A 19191-nucleotide genomic window follows, 5' to 3' on the forward strand; every position below is an offset into this window, starting at 1 on the left:
CCAGTGAGCTCAATGAGTTAGCTAATTGTGATAATTTGCATCCCCATTGCGAGAAGAGTGAAGCTGCTAGTTCAAACAGCTTGTTGGTATTATTTTCGATTTCTTAAAAAATATACAGAGAAAGCAGATAAGTGAAGAACCTACCTGCTTTTGCTGTAACAAAAGATAAGAGGTATTAGCCGTGGACACGGCGGCTTGAAAATAGTATGTATTTTTATTTAAAAAATATTCAAGGGGTGAAGAAACATGGAATGTTTAATAAAGGTGTTTGTTTTATTAATCAGTTAATTAATAAAACAAAATAGTTATTTGGGAGAAAGGGAAAATGAATATGAGATGAATTGAAGCTGTTGAAGAATTACTTGAAGTGATGAAAGAATGCTTTTGGAACGGAACATCTTTAAAGGGGAAGCTAATGATTTTAATATTGTATCTTGGCTGATTGAAAAAGCGACGCGTAAAACAAAATAAAGATTTCATTTTGTAGCAATGGAGAATAGATATGTGTACTTATTGGGGGAAAGTAGATAAAGAGTTCTTTAAGAGGCAAGAACCGGAACAAAATAAAAGAGCGGCTAGCAAAAGCTAACTGCTCAATACTCAATACAAGGAGATACAGAGAAGACTACTTTAAATGAATGTTGGCATACAGCCTACATACAGTATTGACCGAATGTTTATTTTAAATTCAATTTATTTAAAGTAAACATCCCAACAGATAAAATGGTTGCGCCTGCTACAGAACCTAGCCAGTCTCTCCAACCTAATGTATTTAAAGATGCATCTGTTAAATCCGTAATTAAGAAGATAGCAAACATTAATACACCAAATGTTAAGCATCCCCAAAATGTTTGCAAATATTTAATCATCTTCTTTCGGAATTTGCTCATATAAATCACCCTTATTAATAATTTATATTTTTATAAATAAATTATCGCATGTGCAAAAATTAAAAGTGCGAAATATGCAATATTACATATTGGAACTCAACAAAATACTCCATTGATAAGTACATAGATCGAACGGAGGGGAACCGTATCGTATGAATCAATTGTCATTTTTTGAAGTCATCGATGTAAAGGAGATGCGCTGACTTGTGGTGAAGGAGCTGAAAAACTACAAAGTGTTGTGCGTCTGGATAAAGAATCGAGAAAAATAGGATCAAGCGGAGGGCATCGTTCTTTTCCTAAAATGAAAGGTGACGATAAGAAACATGAGATACGTTTTAAACAAATTGAGCGGACGTTAAAAAATAAAAATTTATAAAGGAAATGGAAAGTATGGTGTTGTATATGTACGATAATAGGAAACTTTTTGCAAACTAAACATATAATTTTAATAGACCGACAGTCGGTCTGGTGGGAAGGAGAACTTGAATGCGAATTGTAAAGGAGTATGAGGAGCGTAGAAAGGAAATTTTAGAAACAGCTGAGCGTTTGTTTCTTACGAAAGGTTATACGAAAACAACCGTGAATGATATTTTAAAAGAAATTGGTATAGCAAAGGGGACGTTTTATCATTATTTTAAGTCGAAGGAGGAAGTAATGGATGAAATCATTATGAGGATTATTAAAGAGGATGTCACTAAAGCGAAAAGGATTGTCTCCAATCCCGATATCCCCGTTTTAGATAAGTTATTTAAAATTTTAATGGAACAATCACCAAAATCAGGAGATGTAAAAGAAAAAATGATCCAACAATTCCATCAACCAAATAATGCAGAAATGCATCAGAAAAGTTTAGTGCAATCCATTATACATTTATCTCCTGTATTAACGGAAGTTTTAGAGCAAGGAATAGAAGAAGGCATATTTTATACTCCATACCCACAAGAAACAATTGAATTATTACTCTCTTCAGCACAAGTCATATTTGATGATGGTTTATTCCAGTGGAAAACGGAAGAAATGATGAGAAGAGCTAAGGCTTATATTAAAATGATGGAAGTATCTGTTGGAGCGAAAGAAGGGTCCTTTAATTATATGATCGAGGTTTTAATGAAACAGAAATAGCTTTTTTCTGTTTGGGTATTATAGACCGGCAGTCGGTCTATGCTAAATGAAGGATGTGATGAGGATGCCAGCAAGTATTCAATCTTCCTTGAAAGATTTTCACTTAATGGTAAGTGGTCAAATTATTACTATTTTAGGTTCAACACTATTACGTTTTGCACTGTCTTTATATGTGCTAGATATAACAGGACGTGCCGATATATTTGCAGGGTTATATGCCGTAACGAGTATCCCGTTTTTGTTAGCTCCTCTTGGCGGAGCGATAGCAGATCGTTTCAACCGCCGTAATGTAATGGTCATTTTGGATTTTATAAACGCTGCTATTGTATTAAGTTTTATAGTTTTGTTATTAACTGAATCGATATCTATTTTATTGATTGGAACAATTATGTTTTTACTAGCAGTCGTTAGTGCAATGTACGCACCAGTTGTTATGGCAAGTATTCCGCAATTAGTTCCAGAGAAAAAGTTAGAACAAGCAAACGGTATCATAAATGGTGTGCAAGCATTATCTAATATAGTTGCTCCTGTATTAGGAGGAATATTGTATGGCATAATTGGTTTGAAAATGCTCGTAATAACAAGTTGTCTTGCTTTCTTTTTATCTGCGATTTTAGAAATGTTTATTACAATGCCATTTATAAAAAGAATACAGGAAGGCCATATCGTACCTACACTTGTAAAAGATATGAAAGAAGGTTTTCTTTATGTTTTAAAGCAACCTTTTATTTTGAAGGCTATGTTACTTGCAGCTTTACTAAACTTAATTTTGACACCGTTATTTGTTGTCGGAGGACCTATTATGTTACGAGTAACTATGCAGAGTAGCGATATGATGTATGGAATTGGAATGGGATTAATTGATTTTGCAACCATATTAGGGGCATTGTCAATCGGTTTCTTTGCTAAAAAGTTACAGATGAAAAGATTATATAATTGGATGTTTATCATAGCTTTATTAGTAATACCAGTGGCACTATCAGTTACACCGTTTACTCTTAATTTAGGATACTATCCACCATTTATCCTCTTTATACTTTCTTCTCTTCTAATCGCAATGATTATGACAATTGTATCCATCTATGTGATTACTGTAGTCCAAAAGAAAACACCAAATGAAAATCTAGGAAAAGTAATGGCAATTATAACAGCGGTATCTCAATGTATGGCACCAATTGGGCAAGTCGTATATGGTTTTATGTTTGAAGGATTCAGTACGAAAATTTATTTACCTATATTAGCTATTAGTTTCATAATGATAATAATAGCGGTGGTGACGAAGAAAATATTAAGAAATGAAGGGAACTAGCTTCATATGCTTAGAGTATTAGCGAAACCCAATCCTAATCAATTCTTCATCATTTATTTCAATTACGAATCTATATTCTTTGTCTAATAGCCAGTAATAAAAACTGACTGCATCAACGTCAACTAGTGATTGGAATACTTTATCAAGATTTGTACTTACTACAGGGATTTCATAGTTATCCCATATTATAAAAATCTGTTCGTCAAAATCTAGTTGGTTTGCTCTAATAAGGGAAATTAGTTGTTCTTTGTTCGAAGCTATGAATTGATTATCTATCTGTTCCCAATATATTCTTCCCGAGACAGTTATAGGAAATGAATTAATTAAAATAGTAGCAATCTGCTGGCTTTTTTCTTGGGAGAAAATGAGAGTTTCGTTTCCTAGGGATTCAAGGCATTCACTAAACAAAGGGTTTGTGTCATTGTTGTTTTTGGTTTTCAGTGCTCTTAACTTTTGTCGCAATTTCCATTGTCTTGACGATCTATCATCCATTTTTAACATTCCTTATACAATTATTTAAGAATGAGTATAGCATATAAGGGAAGTCTTTATGAAAAGGAACTTTTTAAATATAAATTAAACAAAAGCGTTATTTGAAAAAAAAGCCTTTTAAGGAAAGATAAGAGGCCATCAAAAAATATAACAACATAAAAAAATATATTATGTTTATACAATTTGAAAAGTTGATGGAAATAATAAAATGTATAAAATTCTTATAAAAAAAGCCCTAGGATTAGGGGATCTAGGGCTTCCTCTGTTGGTATATCTCACACGACATTATAAAAAGAAAAGAACTTAATGAAGATAACACATGAATGTTTCGTAAATGTATCAAAAAAAGTGAACAAAAGCGTTATTTTAAGGAGCATGATATATCATCAAGGGCTTTATAAATATAACTATACATTCGGTAAAAGAGATATCTTGGATTGTATTTTTGTTTCCAGTTCATAATAAGTCCCCCTTATACAAATAGTTTAATTATATTATACAGTTATTAATGCGAATGTTAAGAAACCTTGATATGAATTAAGGTGAATTTAAACAAGTTACAACGAACAGTGGACCTAAGGGATAGAAGAGAAAATAAAGGATGTTTGTCTTCGGCATAAATTACGATATGGATATCGAAGAGTGACCGCAACTCTTCGGAAAATGGGGCTGTGTGTAAATCATAAAAAAGTATTATGAATCATGAGGCAAAATCAGATTCTCTCAAAAGTTGGTCGAAAGAAAAAGAAATATATCAGTGGTGCGGAGCCAGTAGTAGCCCCTCATCGATTGGAACGCCAATTCGATGCATCCGCACCAAATGAAAGGTGGTTTAGGTATTTTGATAGGTGTCCCGTTTTCGGGGTTCACTTCAAAATGTAGGAGTTTTTTCTTTGTTTGAAAGTTCAAAAAGATATATAATAATTTTCTGACTATTAATTTATGGAGGGGTGTTAATGAAAAATGAAACGTTACACACACAAGAAGACATTTTAAAAATGCTTGATTCATTATTAAGACCTGCAGAACCATTTTGGAATGAATTTTATGAGAATAGAGAAAAGGATGTTCCATTTTTTGAAAATGTTCCAGATGAGAACCTAGTTTCGTATATACAAAAAGAGATAGTTTCAAAAGGGAAAGTATTAGAACTTGGGTGTGGTCCAGGTAGAAATGCCATTTATTTAGCGACTCAAGGATTTGATGTAACAGCAGTGGATTTATCTGTAGAAGGCATTAATTGGGCTAAAGAAAGGGCATTGGCAAAAGAGGTAGCAATTCATTTTATTTGTGATTCAATTTTTAATTTAGAGGTTCAAAACGAATTTGATTTTGTATACGATTCGGGCTGTTTGCATCACATTCCACCGCATAGAAGAATAAATTATGTGGATTTAATTAAAAACTCATTAAAATCGGGTGGTTATTTCGGATTAACATGTTTTGCGGCAGGTGATTTAGATGAGCGAAATGGATCGGAAATAACAGATTGGGACGTATATAGAGGGTGGAGTCTACAAGGGGGTCTTGCATACTCGGAAGAAAAGTTAAGAGAGATATTTAAAGAATTTGAGGTAATTGAGATTAGAAGAATGAAACAAATGAAACAACCGAAAGAAATGTTTGGAGAATCATTTCTTTGGACAGCATTATTTAAGAAGAAATAATAAAGTAGATAATTGACAAACTCATCGTTTTTATAGACAATATATTAAAAGGAACGTACGTTTGGTTTTGTTGGCGTATGTTTTACATAAATACATAACAAGGGGCTGTCTCCATATGAGTAACGCAAATCAAAAAATTACTACGTTTTTAATGTTTGAGGGCAAAGCTGAGGAAGCAATGAATTTTTATACGTCACTATTTGATCAATCAGAAATTGTAAGTATTTCTCGCTACGATGAAAATGGACCTGGTAAAGAGGGAACTGTAATTCATGCAACTTTTACGCTAAATGGCCAAGAGTTTATGTGTATTGATAGTTATGTAAATCATAATTTTACATTCACTCCAGCTATGTCTCTTTATGTAACTTGTGAGACAGAAGAAGAAATTGAAACGGTCTTTCATAAACTAGCGCAGGATGGAGCGATTCTTATGCCTTTAGGTTCTTATCCGTTTAGTAAAAAGTTTGGCTGGTTAAATGATAAGTATGGTGTATCTTGGCAGTTAACTCTTGCTGAATAAAAAAGAAAAAGCGTAGCTTATTTGTTTGTAAAAGATGTTCATCTTGTATGGAATGAAGTTTCTAGGGTTTTAAAGAATAAGGGTATTCTTATTGCTGGATTTACAAATCCGTTACTATGGATTTTTGATGATAACCAAGAGCAAAAAGGTATTCTTGATGTTAAACATTCAATTCCTTCATCAACATTGGATTATTTACCAGAGGATGAAGTTCAAGATTACATCGATTCAAATCAAACAATAGAATATGCGCATACTTTAGAAGACCAAATCCAAGACCAAATTGAAGCTGGTTTTGCTATAACAGGTTTTTATGAGGATGATTTTGGTGGAACAAGGATATTAGATAAGCATATTAAAACATTTATTGCGACAAAAGCTATAAAGTTAAAGATGGATTAAGAATTTTTGCTTGTCGCACGGGGCGTTAGTCGAAGAACGCTCTTAAAATAGAAAAGGATGGTGCTTTCCATCCTTTTCCTTATGTATTTTGAGTGTCGAAACTATTCTGAAAACAAGTTTTACACTACCAATTGTATAATTAGGTTATACTTTTATATTAAGAATTTTGCTGACCAAATCTTTTCCCGAGTTTAGCTAACAATTCAGGTTGATCGCTTTGGCTCATTATAACTTCAATAAAGATAAGGTGATTCTTATTAAAAGTTATATTTGTTAAGACTTCTGCTAATTCTGATTCATTTTCTACTTTAAATGTTAGACTTTTTTCTTCTGCCCCAAATACCATTGATAGTTTATTGTAATCCCACATTTGTATATCATTATAAGGTTGGTTTTGGCCGTGAATGGCACGTTCAACAGTGTATCCGTTGTTATTGATTAAAAATATAATCGGTTTTAAATTATGACGTAGTACAGTTGATAACTCTTGGGCAGTTACTTGGAAAGAACCGTCACCAATAATTAAAATGTTGCGCCGTGATAAATTGGCGAGCTGTGTACCAAGTAGAGCAGGCAGTGTGTAGCCGATAGATCCCCATAACGGTTGTCCTACATATGCAGTGTCATTAGGTAGAGGGATAGCAGCACTACCAAAGAAAGGTGTTCCTTGCTCTACAATTAAGACGTCGTTTTCTTGTAAGAAATGGTACATTTGCTGCCAAAAACGTTTTTGTGTGACCATTTGTGCTTTTGGAATGAACTCTTCAGTAAAAGGTGATGATTCTAAAATAAATGGCTTAACGTCAAGGGTATCTTTATTACGATGCTCAATTGAATCACTTAAATGTTGTAAAACATCCTGCATTACAACTGGACCGTATTTTTTATCTATAATTTTCACAGTGTAGGGATGGATTTCTATAACTTGTTCTTTTGTAAAACCTTGTGTGAAGCCGCCTGTAATAGTATCAGTTAACTTCACACCAATACTAATAATACAATCCACTTTAAATTTTCATGTGGTACTACATCATCTAAAAAGCAAGATTATAATCACCAGGAACCCCGAATGTATGTTCAATTCCTAAGTCGTGTAGTCTATCCAATAAATATGTACTTATAGTATATTGTTTTTTCAAATGAATCATCTCCTAATTATGCAATGAATGTTTCAATAGACTGAACAAGTTCTAATGCGTTGATTAAAATATTCATTACTAGATTGTGGTATAATTTACATACAGGGGGAAAGTAGATGACACAACATAAAGAAGAACAGATGAATGAGGCATTAGCATTATTTTATTTTGCATATAAAACATTTACTGAAAAGCCAGATGAAATTATAAAAGAATATGGCATTCAACGAGTACATCATCGAATTTTATTTTTTATCGCACGTTTTCCAGGGATAAGTGTAAATGAGTTATTATCACTATTAGAAATAAGTAAACAAGCGCTCCACGGACCGCTACGTCAACTTGTGGAAAAGGGCTTAATTGAGAGTAATGAAGCTATGCATGATCGACGTGTGAAACAGTTGTCTTTAACAGAAAAAGGTACAGATTTAGAGAAAAAACTGAGTGATGTACAAAGACAACAAATGGGTGCTATTTTTTCAAAATTTGGTGAATCATGTGAGGACAATTGGCACCAAGTTATGAATGAAATGGCAAATAGCCGATCAGGTTTTGATGCTTGGATATCGAAACGTGAAATACCAGTCGATCAAAAATAATGAAAAAACTTCTGTTTTTATCGTTTGAAAAAGAACAAATTTTATCCATACATTTGGCAACTATCGATTAGTCATAGAGTGAATGGATAAAAAGATACATTACTAGATACTTTATACGTGTACGCAATGGAACAATAAAATTCACATTTCCGAAAGGGGAATTATAATGATAAAACTTGTACTTATTCGTCACGGACAAAGCTTATGGAATCTTGAAAATCGCTTTACTGGATGGACAGATGTTGATCTATCAGAGAATGGATTAAGTGAAGCGAGAGAAGCAGGAGCAATATTAAAGAAAAACGGATATACTTTTGATGTGGCTTATACATCAGTATTAAAACGCGCAATTCGGACGTTATGGATTGTACTTCATGAGATGGATCTTACTTGGGTTCCAATACATAAATCTTGGAAGCTAAATGAAAGACATTATGGTGCATTGCAAGGGCTGAATAAAGATGAAACTGCACAAAAATATGGTGAGGAGCAAGTTCATATTTGGAGAAGAAGTGTTGATGTAAGACCACCGGCTCTTACTGAAGACGATCCTCGATATGAAGCGACCGATCCAAGATATAAAACACTCAAAAAAGGTGAATTTCCATTAACTGAATGTTTAGAGGATACGGAGAAGAGAGTACTTGCTTATTGGCATTCAGAAATTGCGCCGACATTAAAAAGTGGTAACAAAGTAATTATTTCATCACACGGTAACACAATTCGCTCGCTAGTAAAATATTTAGACAACCTTTCAAGTGATGGTGTAGTTTCATTAAATATTCCCACTAGCATTCCGCTTGTTTATGAATTAGACGAAAACTTACGTCCGATTCGTCATTATTATTTAAGTATGGATGGAGAAGTACCTGAAGGGGAAATTCCGAAACATATTTCTTTTTAATACGAAAATTTGAAATGAATGCTTGTCTACATATACAATATAGACTCATGGTAAAGTGAAATTTTAATCAGTGGGGGTCTTACTGCCCACAAATAACAGGATAAAAGACGTGGTACTTTCTAATATATATGCGATGTAGCTAATTTTAGAAGCTTGTCCACGTCTTTTGTCATAAAGAGAGCAGCTTGCGCATGTAATGATATCGTGAGTAGTTTTTGAATGGAGGGTGATGTGATTAATGATCTCTAACATTCGAATTGGCTTATTTGTTTTAGCGATTGTCTTTGTAGTCCTTGTTTTCTTTTATTGGAAAAATGAGGAGTTGTACGAGGAGAAAAAGCAACGTATTAGAAAGACTTGGTATGGTTTGTTTATCATATCTGTCACCGTGTATTTCATGATAAAAGGAATTGATTTAACCCTCTGGAAAAATCTTTTAATGTTTACTGCAATGGCTATTTTTGTTGATATTGCGTTCATTTTAACACCTAATATTTCTGAAATATGGGGTGCGAAATTTAGCGATATTGGCAAGACAGTTCAATCAATAAAACGATCATTAATTGCATCTAAAGCGAGAGGAGAAATATACACGACAATTATTCAAAATGTTAATCCAGCAGTATTCGGTACGATGGAATGGCATACGGAAGAGGAATATACAAAGAGCTTAAATGCATTTTTAGATTCATATGGGGAAAAGATTGGCGCGAAAATTGTTGTTTTTGAAGCTGCGAAAGAGTTAAATACAAACTTTCGTGGTATTCGCTCGCAATTTAGTATTATCGTTCCGTTAGAACATATCGAGCAATTGAATGAGCAGAAAGCGGTGCAAGTAGAAAATGTCGGGATTATACCAGCAAAAATAGTAAGTGACGTTTTCATTGTTATTGATGGAAAGAAAAATAACCTGCAAGATCGGGATTTTGAAAATGTATATAATTTAACAATACATCATAGTTATTTTAGTAAATAAGGACAGAATCTTTTTCTGTCCTTTTCTTCTATACATAAATTAAAAACAAAATCCGACAAAGTTGAATAAAATTGGACAATCATTCCTACACTAGCATGTAGAGGTGATTGTAGTGGTAAAAGATTATGACAATGATTTTTTTAAAGAAGGTAACGAAGATACAACAGATTTCTCTTTAATAAAAGGAGATACGTTGCAGCAAGTAGAAGAATTAGAAGAAGAATTAAAAAGAAAATCATAAGTGTACACTCTTTTTACATTTGCTATATAATATAAATAAAAGGTTGTATCTTTTTGAAAAGGGGGAGAAGAGATGGCTGAAGTCAATGTGCAAAAGTCTTCGTTTTTTAAAGAAAAAAAAGAAGAATCCAATACAGATTTCTCTCTTGTGAAAGGTGCATTAACGGAGAATATAAATCGGTTAGAGAAACTGATGAATAATAGTAGTTCAAAATATATACAGGTGAAAAGAACAAAAGAAAATGCATAGAGCATTTTCTTTTGTTTTTTTATTTAATAGTAAACTTATCTTTTACTTTATTAGGTAAATCTGTTTTCTGAATTTCTTCATAAGACTTTACTTCAATTGATGATATTTCATTTTTGCTATTATCATCTTGATCTACATAAAGGCGTAAAAACGCGTCTTCATTTAATTTATGATTGTTTTCTTTTTTTGTACTTCTAAATGTAATTTGTTTTTTGGCTCCATCTTCATCATATGCGGGCAGCGTATAGTTTCGTAAGTTTCTACCATCTACTTTTTCGATAGTTCCTTCGCCTTTTATCTGCATGTAATATACATCTTTACCAATTCTATTTAGTGACGCTCTCTCACAGCCAATAGTAAAACTAAAAAATAATAAACATAGTGTAATAATTGCTAAAAACTTTTTCATTTTCTTTATCTCCTTTAATGTGTTTCTTTAAAAAGTATACGACTATTATTAAATGAGAAAAATCGATGTAGATTACAACGCCCTTACAATGTTGTAAGAGTGTTGTACATAAAATGAACAATAAAAGTTAAAAGAAAGATAAAATAATGAATCATGGTATAATGATATGAGACTTACATATTATTTTTTCATTTTGAGAGGAGCTTGAAAAATGTATTCTACTTTAGAACAATTAACAAAGCACCCTGTATTTTTTCATTTTGCAGAAATTTCAAAGATTCCTAGAGGATCAGGTAATGAAAAGGAAATTAGTGATTATTTAGTGGGCTTTGCAAAAGAGCGTAACTTAGAAGTCATTCAAGATGAAGCATTAAATGTCATTATTAAAAAAGAAGCAACAGCTGGTTATGAAAATGTACCAGCTATTATTATTCAAGGTCATATGGATATGGTTTGCGAAAAAAATCAAGCAACAGTACATGATTTTGAAAAAGATCCAATTGAATTACGAATCATTGGGGACATGTTATATGCAAATCAAACAACTTTAGGTGCTGATAATGGTATTGCAGTTGCGTATGCATTAGCTTTATTAGATTCAAAAGAAATTCCGCATCCAGCACTTGAAGTCGTTATCACTACTGAAGAAGAAACGACAATGGGCGGGGCTTTTGCTATTGATCCAAATCATTTTGAAGGAAAGATATTTATAAATATTGATTCTGAAGAAGATCATAAATTACTTGTAAGTAGTGCAGGTGGTGCGAAAGCTGTTGAAACAATTCAAGTAATTTGGGATGAAACGCCAGCGAATATGGATGCATACCGTCTATATGTTGGTGGTCTAAAAGGCGGCCATTCTGGTATGGAAATTGATAAACAACGCGGTAATGCGAACAAAGTATTAGGACGAGTATTACGTGATTTATCAGTACATACGGAGTTTTACATAAGTGAAGTTCACGGCGGATTAAAAACGAATGCAATTCCGCGTGAAAGTGTAGCTACAATTTTAATTCGTACAGAAGATGTAGGACAAGTAGAAGAAAAACTAGAATCATGGACACGTGTATTACAAGAAGAAATGCGTGCTGTTGATCCAGATGTTCATGTTACACTGACAAAATTGGATGAAAAAGTTGAAAAAGTATTTGCTAAAGAGACACAAAAGCAGCTTATTTCATCATTATTCTTAATTCCGAATGGCATTCAAAGTATGAGCATGGATATTAAAGGTCTTGTAGAAAGCTCAACAAATTTAGGCGTTATTGAAACGTTGCAAGATGAAATTAAATTACGTAACGAAGTGCGAAGTTCTGTAAGTAGTTTAAAACAACATGTTGCAGAAGAAATCAAATATATTGCTGAATTAGTTGGTGCTACATTTGAAATAGAGTCAGAGTATCCAGAATGGCCATACAATCCAAACTCACAAATTCGTAATTTATTTGAAAAAGTACATCAAGAAAAATACAATAAAGAAATTGAAATCTTCGCTGTACATGCGGGGATTGAGTGTAGCGCATTCGTTCAAAAGATGCCTGAATTAGATGCAATTTCATTCGGACCAGACATTTTCAACGTCCACACTCCAGATGAACATATCAGTATTTCTTCTGTAGTGAATAACTGGGGATTCTTCATTGATGTAATGAAGGGTACGAAAGAATTAGCTAAGTAATAACGACGAAATAAAAAGGAGCCTATAAAAATTTATAGGCTCCTTTTTTGTATTGGAATTTATCAAGCTATTTGCCGGGCAGCCCGATTGGTTTAAATAATAATCAGTGGGGGATGAATAAAACCACTACTGATTAAAGGTTCACTTTATGAGAAGTCATTTTTCGTTAGTATGTAATATTAAGCTTGAACAATTAATAAGGATGAATTGTTGATGTTTTTTAGTACTGATGAAGGGGTGGAGAAATGAAGGAAAGAAAGCATTTTATTGTTTGTATGTTTTTATTGTTTTTCACATTTAGTTTTATTGGTGTTCAGAAAATAATAGCAGAAGAAGTTGAATTTTCAGGAACAACAGCTCCATTGAATGTAAATGTTAGAGAGGCAAAAAGTTTAAATGCAAATATTGTAGATGTGATTCCCGGAAATACAAAAGTATCTTTTAAAGGATGGGAGTATGGTGAAACGGTTAAAGATTATTGGACAGGAAATTTAGATAATCGTTGGTTTTATTATTTTAAAGATGGAAAAAAAGTATATGTAACGTCAGCGTATATTAATGGAAATCCTCCAAATACATCAATAGATCGTAAATTATCTGTACCTAACATATTACAAGAAAGGTCAAATTGGTGTTGGGCAGGCACTTCGGTTTCAGTTTTAAATTATTTTGGGAAAACTCCTTCACAAGATCAGTACGTTAGGTATGTTAAGGGTGGATCATATAATAATCCTGCAACTTCACGTGAAATACAATATGGATTATCCGGATATGGGGTTAGCTCAGCTATAAGTTCTGGAGCAAAATCGTATGATTGGTTCAAAAGTCAAATTAATAGTAATCAGCCGATGATTGCACTCATTATGTGGCAAAATGGAGCTAACATCGGACACTTTCTAGTACTTGATGGATTTTATAAAGGGACAAATGGAACAGATTATATAACGTACATGGACCCTTGGTATGGTGATCATTATAATCATAATTTCAGTACGTTCCATAACAATAATAATTTTTGGTGGAGTGAAACTGTTTATAATATCCATGCAAACTAATAATATTAAAAGCGGGGGTTCATAAATGGGAAAACTACTTAAGCTTGTGATACCGTGCATGTGCTTAATGACCGTTATTATTTTCGCTAGTAAAATTAGTTATGCATCAAAAAATAAAAGTGAATCAGTACAATCGATCGCATTAAAAGATTATCAATATAGTAAGGGAAGTTCTTCTGAAAATTTAAGTTTTGAAAAAATAACAACATCTCCATTTTCGTTACCAATCTATGAAACAATTTCAGCACAGCAAATTTTAAATAGCTCTGAATTTAAGCATTTACTATTACCAACAAATGAAAAGCTATGGTTTATTATGAAGGGTGAGCAGCCAGAAGGACTAATTGTTGCGAATGATATTGAACCGATTCGAACGGGCGGAGAAAATAAAAGTAAAGATTTATATGGATTATATAAAGCAATAAAAAATAATACAAATGAAACAAAAGATATTAGTTATTTCGAATTTGAAGGGCAAGGAATATTGGTAGTAAATCAAAATAATGATCAAGAAATATACCTTAGTAAAGGTGCCGCTGCCATATTAAAACTTCCTGCTGGTCAAAAAGTATTGAGCAGTGAAGTAATACAGAAAATGAAAGAGAGAATTGTAACTGGTTTTGAATAGTGAGAATGTCTGATTTTTTTTGTTTATACAAGGTTGAATAGGGAACAGGATTAATGGTAGCATTAGGGCATCTTTACTGTTTGAAACCTAGTAGTGTATATAAAAAGTGATGGAGTAAACCAAATAATAAAAGTATGTCTGCTCTTATATTTTTATTTGCAATTTAAACTCGTTATATTCCGCTATCTATTGTACAACCTTTTTACATAGTTGAATTTTTTTATTTGAAAATAAGGGTGCATCTATAAAACCATAATGATAAACTAAAATACCTAATTCCACTCTAGAATTAATATGCCATTTTTCTTTAATATGATTAATTATCGTTGAAATTCTTCGAGGGGTAACATATATTTTTTTGGAAATTTCTGCATCTGTATATCCTTTTGCTACATAAATAGCCACTTCTAACTCTCTTTCGGTCAACATTCTTTTCATAAAATACGCTCCTTCGAAATTATTTATATAAAAATCAAAAGAAACTATTAAAAGAAATAAAGGTGAAAAATCATATTTATTTTAATCCGGCTATTTGCGGGTAGTAAGACTTCCACCTCAAAATTTAGATGTGGCAAAGAAGTCGGACTCCCTGTAAAAGCCTGCCTGGAGTGGACTAATAATCAGTGGGGGGATAAAACTCCCCTTAATTATTAGTGAACCATATTTTAATAATTTCTCGTATTGTGATACAAGTTTGTAAAAGAAACTATAAATCCATATAATTAGTAATTATAACTATATTAATTTTACATTACATTAAAAGTTGGAAAATATTCTTATACTCATAAAGTGTTACATTTGAGGGAGGAAATATGGAATTCTACAATCTTGGTATTATTATTAAAGAACTTAGAAAGAAAAAAAACATGTCACAATCTGAATTATGTCATGGAATATGTTCACAAAGTCAAATTAGTAAGATAGAAAAAGGTATTATTTATCCATCTAGCATATTGTTGTATCAATTATCTGAAAGACTTGGTATTGATCCAAATTATATATTTGCACTAACTAAAAATAAAAAAATAAAATATATTGAAAATGTAAAATGTGTAATGAGAGATTGTGTGAAACAAAAAGAATATAATGAGCTTTACGAAATAGTGAAAAAAGAGAAAAACGAAAATAATTTCCAATCAAAAGAAGATAAACAATTTCTATTATGGCATGAAGCGATTGCTATATATTATGTAAATGGAGCAACAATTAATGCTTTTGACATTTTAAATAGAGCACTAAAACAAACTTTAAGTAGTAGTAACTTTTTATCAGAGAAAGAAATAAGCATAATGAATTCAATCGCTATAATACATGCAGAAAATGAAGAGTATGAGAAAAGCATAAATATATTAAAACAAAGTTTAATTAATTTTAATAAGATAGAATTCCCTAGAGAAAAAGAAATCAAATTAAGACTCATTCATACGTTAACAAAATGTTTACACCTTGCAAATCAATATGAAGAAGCGATAAAGTATAGTGAAATAGGTATAAAATTAGCCATAAATATGAATACTTTATACTTATTAGGTGAATTATTCTTTGAAAAAGGTGCAATTTTATTAAAAGTTCAGCACTCTAATGAAGTTGGTTTAACATACATAAAAAAGGCATTATTTATATTTGAACTAACAGAGAGAAAACAATATATAAAAATGATCAAGGAAAAATATATTAAAAATCAAAAATAAACGAGAAAGAATTCTAACATAAACTATTCCTAATTGTTATTTATTCCTAAAAAAGTACTGTAATACGAACTATTCCTAATTGTTGTTTATTGCTAAAATAAATACCGTAATATTAGATAAATATAAAGGGTGGCATTTTATGAAATCAAGAGGAATTACTCGTAAAGCAGATAGTATGGGGCGTATTGTTATTCCAATGGAAATAAGACGGAGTTTAGGAATTGTAGAAAAAGATTCTCTTGAAATGTTTATAGAAGAGGAGCAGATTATTTTACGAAAATATCAATCTCCAAGAGCTTGTGCACTTACAGGAGATATTTCAGACAGCAATATTTCGTTAGCGAATGGGAAGATTATCGTAAGTCCAAACGGTATGGAACTGTTAATAAAGAAGTTACAGCAATATCTTTTAAAGTAAAAGGTAAGTAAGAACTTTAAAATAGAATATACTTGGAAAAAGTTCTCTATTCATTTAGGGGGCTTTTTTATTGTTATCAATAAAATTGAGAGGCCGTAGTTGGTTCAATGAAATACGGATTACCTTATGAATAGTCTGACTATTTTTTATAAAAAAACTATTTATTTACATTTTTTTGTTTCGTGTTATATTTTTAATGTTAACATAGTTGTATTGAAAATTCTGATTTTAAAATTAGGAAAACTTTAGAAAATGAAATACTCTTAATTGAATTGAAAATCATATAAACATAGTTTGAAAGTAAAGTATGAAAATGAATCAGATTTTCAAATTAAATTTGCCAAATCAATGGAGGTTCGTGGGGGAAATGTAACTAAGAAGAAATCTCTTATACTCCACGTTTTTTATTTGTAAATCGGTAATTCTAATAGCTCTGACGAAAAGTAAAGGAGTAAAAAAGAAGTGGATAGTTTGTTTAATAGAAGATAGGGTGTAAAAAATAAAACAACGGAGGTTTTATAATGAATAAAGGAATACTGCAGATTACGGAAATTGAAGAAATTACTATTCCTAATGTATTGAATGATAAAATGAAGAGTTTGATAGACAATGAATTGAAAACCCATAATCCCTATACTTGTGATCAAGAAATAGCAGCATATTTTTCAAAAGAGTGGCTTACTTGTTTGATTGAATACTCAATGGAAACTCCGAATTCAGATATAAAAAAACTACTACATATGATAAAAGTAGCGAATTGTGGTGGGAACGTACCGCCTACTCTTATTAAAAATACTCCATGTGATCCTATGGAAACCCTATTACCTGGAGAAAATCGCAAAGGTTTTAATTATGGTGAAGACGAAAACGATAGAATGAAAAAATATTTTTATGCAGAATGGGTGACATGGCTTTTTGCCACACTTTTTAATTATGATGCTTTAATTCATCCATCCGAACATGCAGGGAAAAATAGATTTCATCTCATTTCCCCTTTAAACAACGATGAAGTTTTGCGAAATGTCGGTGCAAGCACCGGTGGCGGGAACTTTTATCAACATAACGATGCCACAGTGTATACAGATATGAAAGACCAGTCAGATATTGAAGCGAGATTGAATACATTCAATACGAATTTAGAAATTGTATCAAATAGACTTAATAAATCCGTGGAACGAATAGTGTCTGAAATTACTTGTGGCAAATTTACTAGAGTTGATGCTCTTTTATTAAAAGGAGTGTTAAATTTAAAAACTCAAACTCATATTGGAACCCCAAAATTACTTCAAAAGCATCTTGAAGAAAATTTCTTCAATAAAGATGACATATTGGCGATAAGTAAAATGCCTATTGCTCATATCGCAGGAATGGCTGATGGTGAAATATCTGGATTTGTAGGGGAAATAAACCAAATTATATTTTTAGATGATAATGGTGATATTATTGCAACTTGTTTGAATGGAGCAGAAAATAGATTGATTTATGTGGGAGAAAGTGAAGAAGAAAAATTGAAATTTGACATGTTTTTAGAACTCTTACGAACAACGCCTACTTATAAGGTTCCACTTACATCTGAAGATTTATTAATTATACCAAATTCATACTATGGTAAACAAACAAATGTAACTCATGGTAGGGAAAGGTTATCTGGGGAAGAATATAAAATCCCGATTGGAAATAATAAATACGGAAGAAGAATTGTTTGCAGGCAATACGTTTCCAGCCGATTACGTGATCAGAAAGAAAGTTACTTTACAGATATTATTAACTAGTTTAAAGAGAGGAGGGACGATGGGGAGGTTTGGAGTATAATAGCTCAAGCCTTCCCATATTCTTTGTATGGATTTTACTATTGAATTACTCATATTACTATTTTTAGTAGCTGTAATAGCAGGGTGGATAGATACGATTGCTGGAGGCGGTGGTATGATAACTATCCCGATAATGTTATTAGTAGGTATGTCTCCTTCTGTAGCGATAGCAACTAATAAACTGCAAGGGAGTAGCGGAACTCTCATGGCGACAGTGTTTTTTATTAAGAAGAAAGAAATTAATCTTAAAGAAATGCGTTTGTCCATCTTAATGACCTTTTTTGGATCAGTTTTGGGTGGATGGCTTGTTTTACAGATACGAGCAGAATATCTAATTATGATATTACCTTTTTTACTTGTTTTTATTGGCATTTATTTTCTATTATCTCCAAATATAGCAAACGAAGATCGACCGAGAAAAATAAGTATGTTGTTGTTTGCGTTAACAGTGGCTCCGTTAGTGGGATTTTATGATGGTTTCTTCGGCCCAGGAACAGGTAGCTTGATTGCTTTAGCATTCATTCTTTTATGTGGATATAGTGCTACACGGGCAACTGCAAATGCTAAGATTTTGAATTTTACTAGTAATTTCGCTGCTTTGTTGTATTTTATTATTTTTGGCCAAATCGATTGGACAATTGGATTGATTATGATGCTTGGTCAAATTATAGGGTCATATATTGGGGCGAAGATGGTGCTTACAAAAGGGACGTCATTAATACGACCAATAGTGGTTATTGTTTGCTTTGTCATGGCAATTAAGATTTTTTTACAAAATATGAACTAAATGTAATGAATATAGTGTTTGTATCGAAGTTAGATTGTTTTCATGTTGTTATTGCAGTATTACACTGTTTAAGATGTGTTCAAAATTAAACAATTTGACTAGTGTAATGTATTGCGTTATGCTTTTTCTAGTATAAAAGAAAGGCTTGAAGATAATGATTCGTCGTTTGAGAAAGCTAAAAAATGTAGCAGTCGTAGT

The 19191-nt window shown here is 32.1% G+C and carries 20 protein-coding genes and 3 pseudogenes; 18 read left to right on the plus strand and 5 right to left on the minus strand.

The features are described 5' to 3' along the window. Window positions 1–677: 677 nt before the first annotated feature. Complete coding sequence (locus BAQ53_RS11470) at window positions 678–890, minus strand: hypothetical protein (RefSeq protein WP_000033163.1); 213 nt, start codon at window positions 888–890, stop codon at window positions 678–680. A 486-nt stretch (window positions 891–1376) separates the two neighbouring features. Here BAQ53_RS11470 and BAQ53_RS11475 point away from each other — a divergent pair, with 486 nt between their 5' ends. Both BAQ53_RS11475 and BAQ53_RS11480 read left to right on the plus strand, forming a co-directional pair. After that, the gene (locus BAQ53_RS11475; protein ID WP_001223583.1) at window positions 1377–2012 is read left to right on the plus strand and encodes a TetR/AcrR family transcriptional regulator; all 636 of its coding nucleotides are present in this window, start codon (window positions 1377–1379) and stop codon (window positions 2010–2012) included. Window positions 2013–2076: 64 nt separating this feature from the next. Next, entirely contained in the window at window positions 2077–3321 is a 1245-nt protein-coding gene (locus tag BAQ53_RS11480; RefSeq protein WP_001111726.1) for an MFS transporter, read from the plus strand. A gap of 18 nt (window positions 3322–3339) precedes the next feature. On the opposite strand, the gene BAQ53_RS11485 is transcribed toward BAQ53_RS11480, so the two are convergent. Further along, on the minus strand, window positions 3340–3813 hold the full coding sequence (locus BAQ53_RS11485) for a CDI toxin immunity protein (RefSeq protein ID WP_131251300.1): 474 nt from the start codon (window positions 3811–3813) through the stop codon (window positions 3340–3342). A 582-nt stretch (window positions 3814–4395) separates the two neighbouring features. Between BAQ53_RS11485 and BAQ53_RS11490 the strand changes: the two are divergent. From BAQ53_RS11490 to BAQ53_RS11505, 4 genes and pseudogenes are all read left to right on the plus strand, one after another. Continuing rightward, window positions 4396–4647, plus strand: a pseudogene (locus tag BAQ53_RS11490) (IS3 family transposase); the annotation flags it as partial. 122 nt (window positions 4648–4769) lie between these two features. Continuing rightward, window positions 4770–5480, plus strand: a complete 711-nt coding sequence (locus tag BAQ53_RS11495; RefSeq protein ID WP_208906862.1) for a class I SAM-dependent methyltransferase — start codon at window positions 4770–4772, stop codon at window positions 5478–5480. Window positions 5481–5595: 115 nt separating this feature from the next. Then, window positions 5596–6003, plus strand: coding sequence for a VOC family protein (locus tag BAQ53_RS11500; RefSeq protein ID WP_000063589.1), 408 nt, complete (start codon window positions 5596–5598; stop codon window positions 6001–6003). A gap of 12 nt (window positions 6004–6015) precedes the next feature. Continuing rightward, a pseudogene (locus BAQ53_RS11505) lies at window positions 6016–6405 on the plus strand (SAM-dependent methyltransferase); the annotation flags it as partial. 157 nt (window positions 6406–6562) lie between these two features. On the opposite strand, the pseudogene BAQ53_RS11510 reads toward BAQ53_RS11505, so the two are convergent. Beyond that, window positions 6563–7408 (minus strand): annotated as a pseudogene (locus BAQ53_RS11510) (thiamine pyrophosphate-dependent enzyme); the annotation flags it as partial. A gap of 252 nt (window positions 7409–7660) precedes the next feature. On the opposite strand from BAQ53_RS11510, the gene BAQ53_RS11515 reads away from it, so the two are divergent. From BAQ53_RS11515 to spoIISB, 5 genes are all read left to right on the plus strand, one after another. Further along, on the plus strand, window positions 7661–8143 hold the full coding sequence (locus tag BAQ53_RS11515) for a MarR family winged helix-turn-helix transcriptional regulator (protein WP_000191888.1): 483 nt from the start codon (window positions 7661–7663) through the stop codon (window positions 8141–8143). Between the two features lie 166 nt (window positions 8144–8309). Then, entirely contained in the window at window positions 8310–9047 is a 738-nt protein-coding gene (gpmA, locus tag BAQ53_RS11520) for a 2,3-diphosphoglycerate-dependent phosphoglycerate mutase (RefSeq protein WP_000594152.1), read from the plus strand. A 238-nt stretch (window positions 9048–9285) separates the two neighbouring features. Next, the gene (locus BAQ53_RS11525) at window positions 9286–10023 is read left to right on the plus strand and encodes a type II toxin-antitoxin system SpoIISA family toxin (protein ID WP_000624975.1); all 738 of its coding nucleotides are present in this window, start codon (window positions 9286–9288) and stop codon (window positions 10021–10023) included. Window positions 10024–10135: 112 nt separating this feature from the next. Next, window positions 10136–10264 (plus strand): hypothetical protein, encoded by a 129-nt coding sequence (locus BAQ53_RS11530; RefSeq protein WP_000237819.1) that lies wholly within the window; start codon window positions 10136–10138, stop codon window positions 10262–10264. A 72-nt stretch (window positions 10265–10336) separates the two neighbouring features. Next, entirely contained in the window at window positions 10337–10513 is a 177-nt protein-coding gene (gene spoIISB / locus BAQ53_RS11535; protein WP_000852629.1) for a stage II sporulation protein SB, read from the plus strand. Window positions 10514–10532: 19 nt separating this feature from the next. Here the strand turns inward: spoIISB and BAQ53_RS11540 are convergent, their stop codons facing one another. Then, on the minus strand, window positions 10533–10922 hold the full coding sequence (locus BAQ53_RS11540) for a YxeA family protein (RefSeq protein WP_000713861.1): 390 nt from the start codon (window positions 10920–10922) through the stop codon (window positions 10533–10535). A gap of 211 nt (window positions 10923–11133) precedes the next feature. On the opposite strand from BAQ53_RS11540, the gene pepD reads away from it, so the two are divergent. The 3 genes from pepD (at window position 11134) to BAQ53_RS11555 (ending at window position 14286) form a co-directional block, all read left to right on the plus strand. After that, window positions 11134–12603 carry a beta-Ala-His dipeptidase gene (gene pepD / locus BAQ53_RS11545; RefSeq protein ID WP_000287516.1) on the plus strand — a complete coding sequence of 490 codons (1470 nt, stop codon included), beginning with the start codon at window positions 11134–11136 and terminating at the stop codon, window positions 12601–12603. Between the two features lie 245 nt (window positions 12604–12848). After that, complete coding sequence (locus BAQ53_RS11550; protein WP_000664545.1) at window positions 12849–13658, plus strand: C39 family peptidase; 810 nt, start codon at window positions 12849–12851, stop codon at window positions 13656–13658. Between the two features lie 25 nt (window positions 13659–13683). After that, complete coding sequence (locus BAQ53_RS11555) at window positions 13684–14286, plus strand: hypothetical protein (protein ID WP_000517278.1); 603 nt, start codon at window positions 13684–13686, stop codon at window positions 14284–14286. Between the two features lie 186 nt (window positions 14287–14472). On the opposite strand, the gene BAQ53_RS11560 is transcribed toward BAQ53_RS11555, so the two are convergent. Further along, window positions 14473–14724, minus strand: coding sequence for a response regulator transcription factor (locus BAQ53_RS11560; protein ID WP_000827560.1), 252 nt, complete (start codon window positions 14722–14724; stop codon window positions 14473–14475). A 374-nt stretch (window positions 14725–15098) separates the two neighbouring features. Here BAQ53_RS11560 and BAQ53_RS11565 point away from each other — a divergent pair, with 374 nt between their 5' ends. The 4 genes from BAQ53_RS11565 to BAQ53_RS11580 all read left to right on the plus strand — a co-directional run bounded on the left by BAQ53_RS11565 (window position 15099) and on the right by BAQ53_RS11580 (window position 18993). Beyond that, window positions 15099–15977, plus strand: a complete 879-nt coding sequence (locus tag BAQ53_RS11565; RefSeq protein WP_000397975.1) for a helix-turn-helix domain-containing protein — start codon at window positions 15099–15101, stop codon at window positions 15975–15977. A gap of 139 nt (window positions 15978–16116) precedes the next feature. After that, the gene (locus BAQ53_RS11570) at window positions 16117–16395 is read left to right on the plus strand and encodes an AbrB/MazE/SpoVT family DNA-binding domain-containing protein (protein WP_000842217.1); all 279 of its coding nucleotides are present in this window, start codon (window positions 16117–16119) and stop codon (window positions 16393–16395) included. Between the two features lie 521 nt (window positions 16396–16916). Next, complete coding sequence (locus BAQ53_RS11575; protein ID WP_046946296.1) at window positions 16917–18167, plus strand: hypothetical protein; 1251 nt, start codon at window positions 16917–16919, stop codon at window positions 18165–18167. Window positions 18168–18234: 67 nt separating this feature from the next. Beyond that, the gene (locus BAQ53_RS11580) at window positions 18235–18993 is read left to right on the plus strand and encodes a TSUP family transporter (protein WP_046946295.1); all 759 of its coding nucleotides are present in this window, start codon (window positions 18235–18237) and stop codon (window positions 18991–18993) included. Window positions 18994–19191: the final 198 nt, after the last annotated feature.

The sequence above is a fragment of the Bacillus sp. B25(2016b) genome, from assembly GCF_001679765.1.
GTDB lineage: Bacteria > Bacillota > Bacilli > Bacillales > Bacillaceae_G > Bacillus_A > Bacillus_A thuringiensis_K.

What these genes read in the sequence shown, in the direction of transcription:
- BAQ53_RS11470 (WP_000033163.1), bottom strand. Translation starts at nt 890, where the DNA reads ATGAGCAAATTCCGAAAGAAGATGATTAAATATTTGCAAACATTTTGG.
- BAQ53_RS11475 (WP_001223583.1), top strand. Translation starts at nt 1,377, where the DNA reads ATGCGAATTGTAAAGGAGTATGAGGAGCGTAGAAAGGAAATTTTAGAA.
- BAQ53_RS11480 (WP_001111726.1), top strand. Translation starts at nt 2,077, where the DNA reads ATGCCAGCAAGTATTCAATCTTCCTTGAAAGATTTTCACTTAATGGTA.
- BAQ53_RS11485 (WP_131251300.1), bottom strand. Translation starts at nt 3,813, where the DNA reads ATGGATGATAGATCGTCAAGACAATGGAAATTGCGACAAAAGTTAAGA.
- BAQ53_RS11495 (WP_208906862.1), top strand. Translation starts at nt 4,770, where the DNA reads ATGAAAAATGAAACGTTACACACACAAGAAGACATTTTAAAAATGCTT.
- BAQ53_RS11500 (WP_000063589.1), top strand. Translation starts at nt 5,596, where the DNA reads ATGAGTAACGCAAATCAAAAAATTACTACGTTTTTAATGTTTGAGGGC.
- BAQ53_RS11515 (WP_000191888.1), top strand. Translation starts at nt 7,661, where the DNA reads ATGACACAACATAAAGAAGAACAGATGAATGAGGCATTAGCATTATTT.
- gpmA (WP_000594152.1), top strand. Translation starts at nt 8,310, where the DNA reads ATGATAAAACTTGTACTTATTCGTCACGGACAAAGCTTATGGAATCTT.
- BAQ53_RS11525 (WP_000624975.1), top strand. Translation starts at nt 9,286, where the DNA reads ATGATCTCTAACATTCGAATTGGCTTATTTGTTTTAGCGATTGTCTTT.
- spoIISB (WP_000852629.1), top strand. Translation starts at nt 10,337, where the DNA reads ATGGCTGAAGTCAATGTGCAAAAGTCTTCGTTTTTTAAAGAAAAAAAA.
- BAQ53_RS11540 (WP_000713861.1), bottom strand. Translation starts at nt 10,922, where the DNA reads ATGAAAAAGTTTTTAGCAATTATTACACTATGTTTATTATTTTTTAGT.
- pepD (WP_000287516.1), top strand. Translation starts at nt 11,134, where the DNA reads ATGTATTCTACTTTAGAACAATTAACAAAGCACCCTGTATTTTTTCAT.
- BAQ53_RS11550 (WP_000664545.1), top strand. Translation starts at nt 12,849, where the DNA reads ATGAAGGAAAGAAAGCATTTTATTGTTTGTATGTTTTTATTGTTTTTC.
- BAQ53_RS11555 (WP_000517278.1), top strand. Translation starts at nt 13,684, where the DNA reads ATGGGAAAACTACTTAAGCTTGTGATACCGTGCATGTGCTTAATGACC.
- BAQ53_RS11560 (WP_000827560.1), bottom strand. Translation starts at nt 14,724, where the DNA reads ATGAAAAGAATGTTGACCGAAAGAGAGTTAGAAGTGGCTATTTATGTA.
- BAQ53_RS11565 (WP_000397975.1), top strand. Translation starts at nt 15,099, where the DNA reads ATGGAATTCTACAATCTTGGTATTATTATTAAAGAACTTAGAAAGAAA.
- BAQ53_RS11570 (WP_000842217.1), top strand. Translation starts at nt 16,117, where the DNA reads ATGAAATCAAGAGGAATTACTCGTAAAGCAGATAGTATGGGGCGTATT.
- BAQ53_RS11575 (WP_046946296.1), top strand. Translation starts at nt 16,917, where the DNA reads ATGAATAAAGGAATACTGCAGATTACGGAAATTGAAGAAATTACTATT.
- BAQ53_RS11580 (WP_046946295.1), top strand. Translation starts at nt 18,235, where the DNA reads ATGGATTTTACTATTGAATTACTCATATTACTATTTTTAGTAGCTGTA.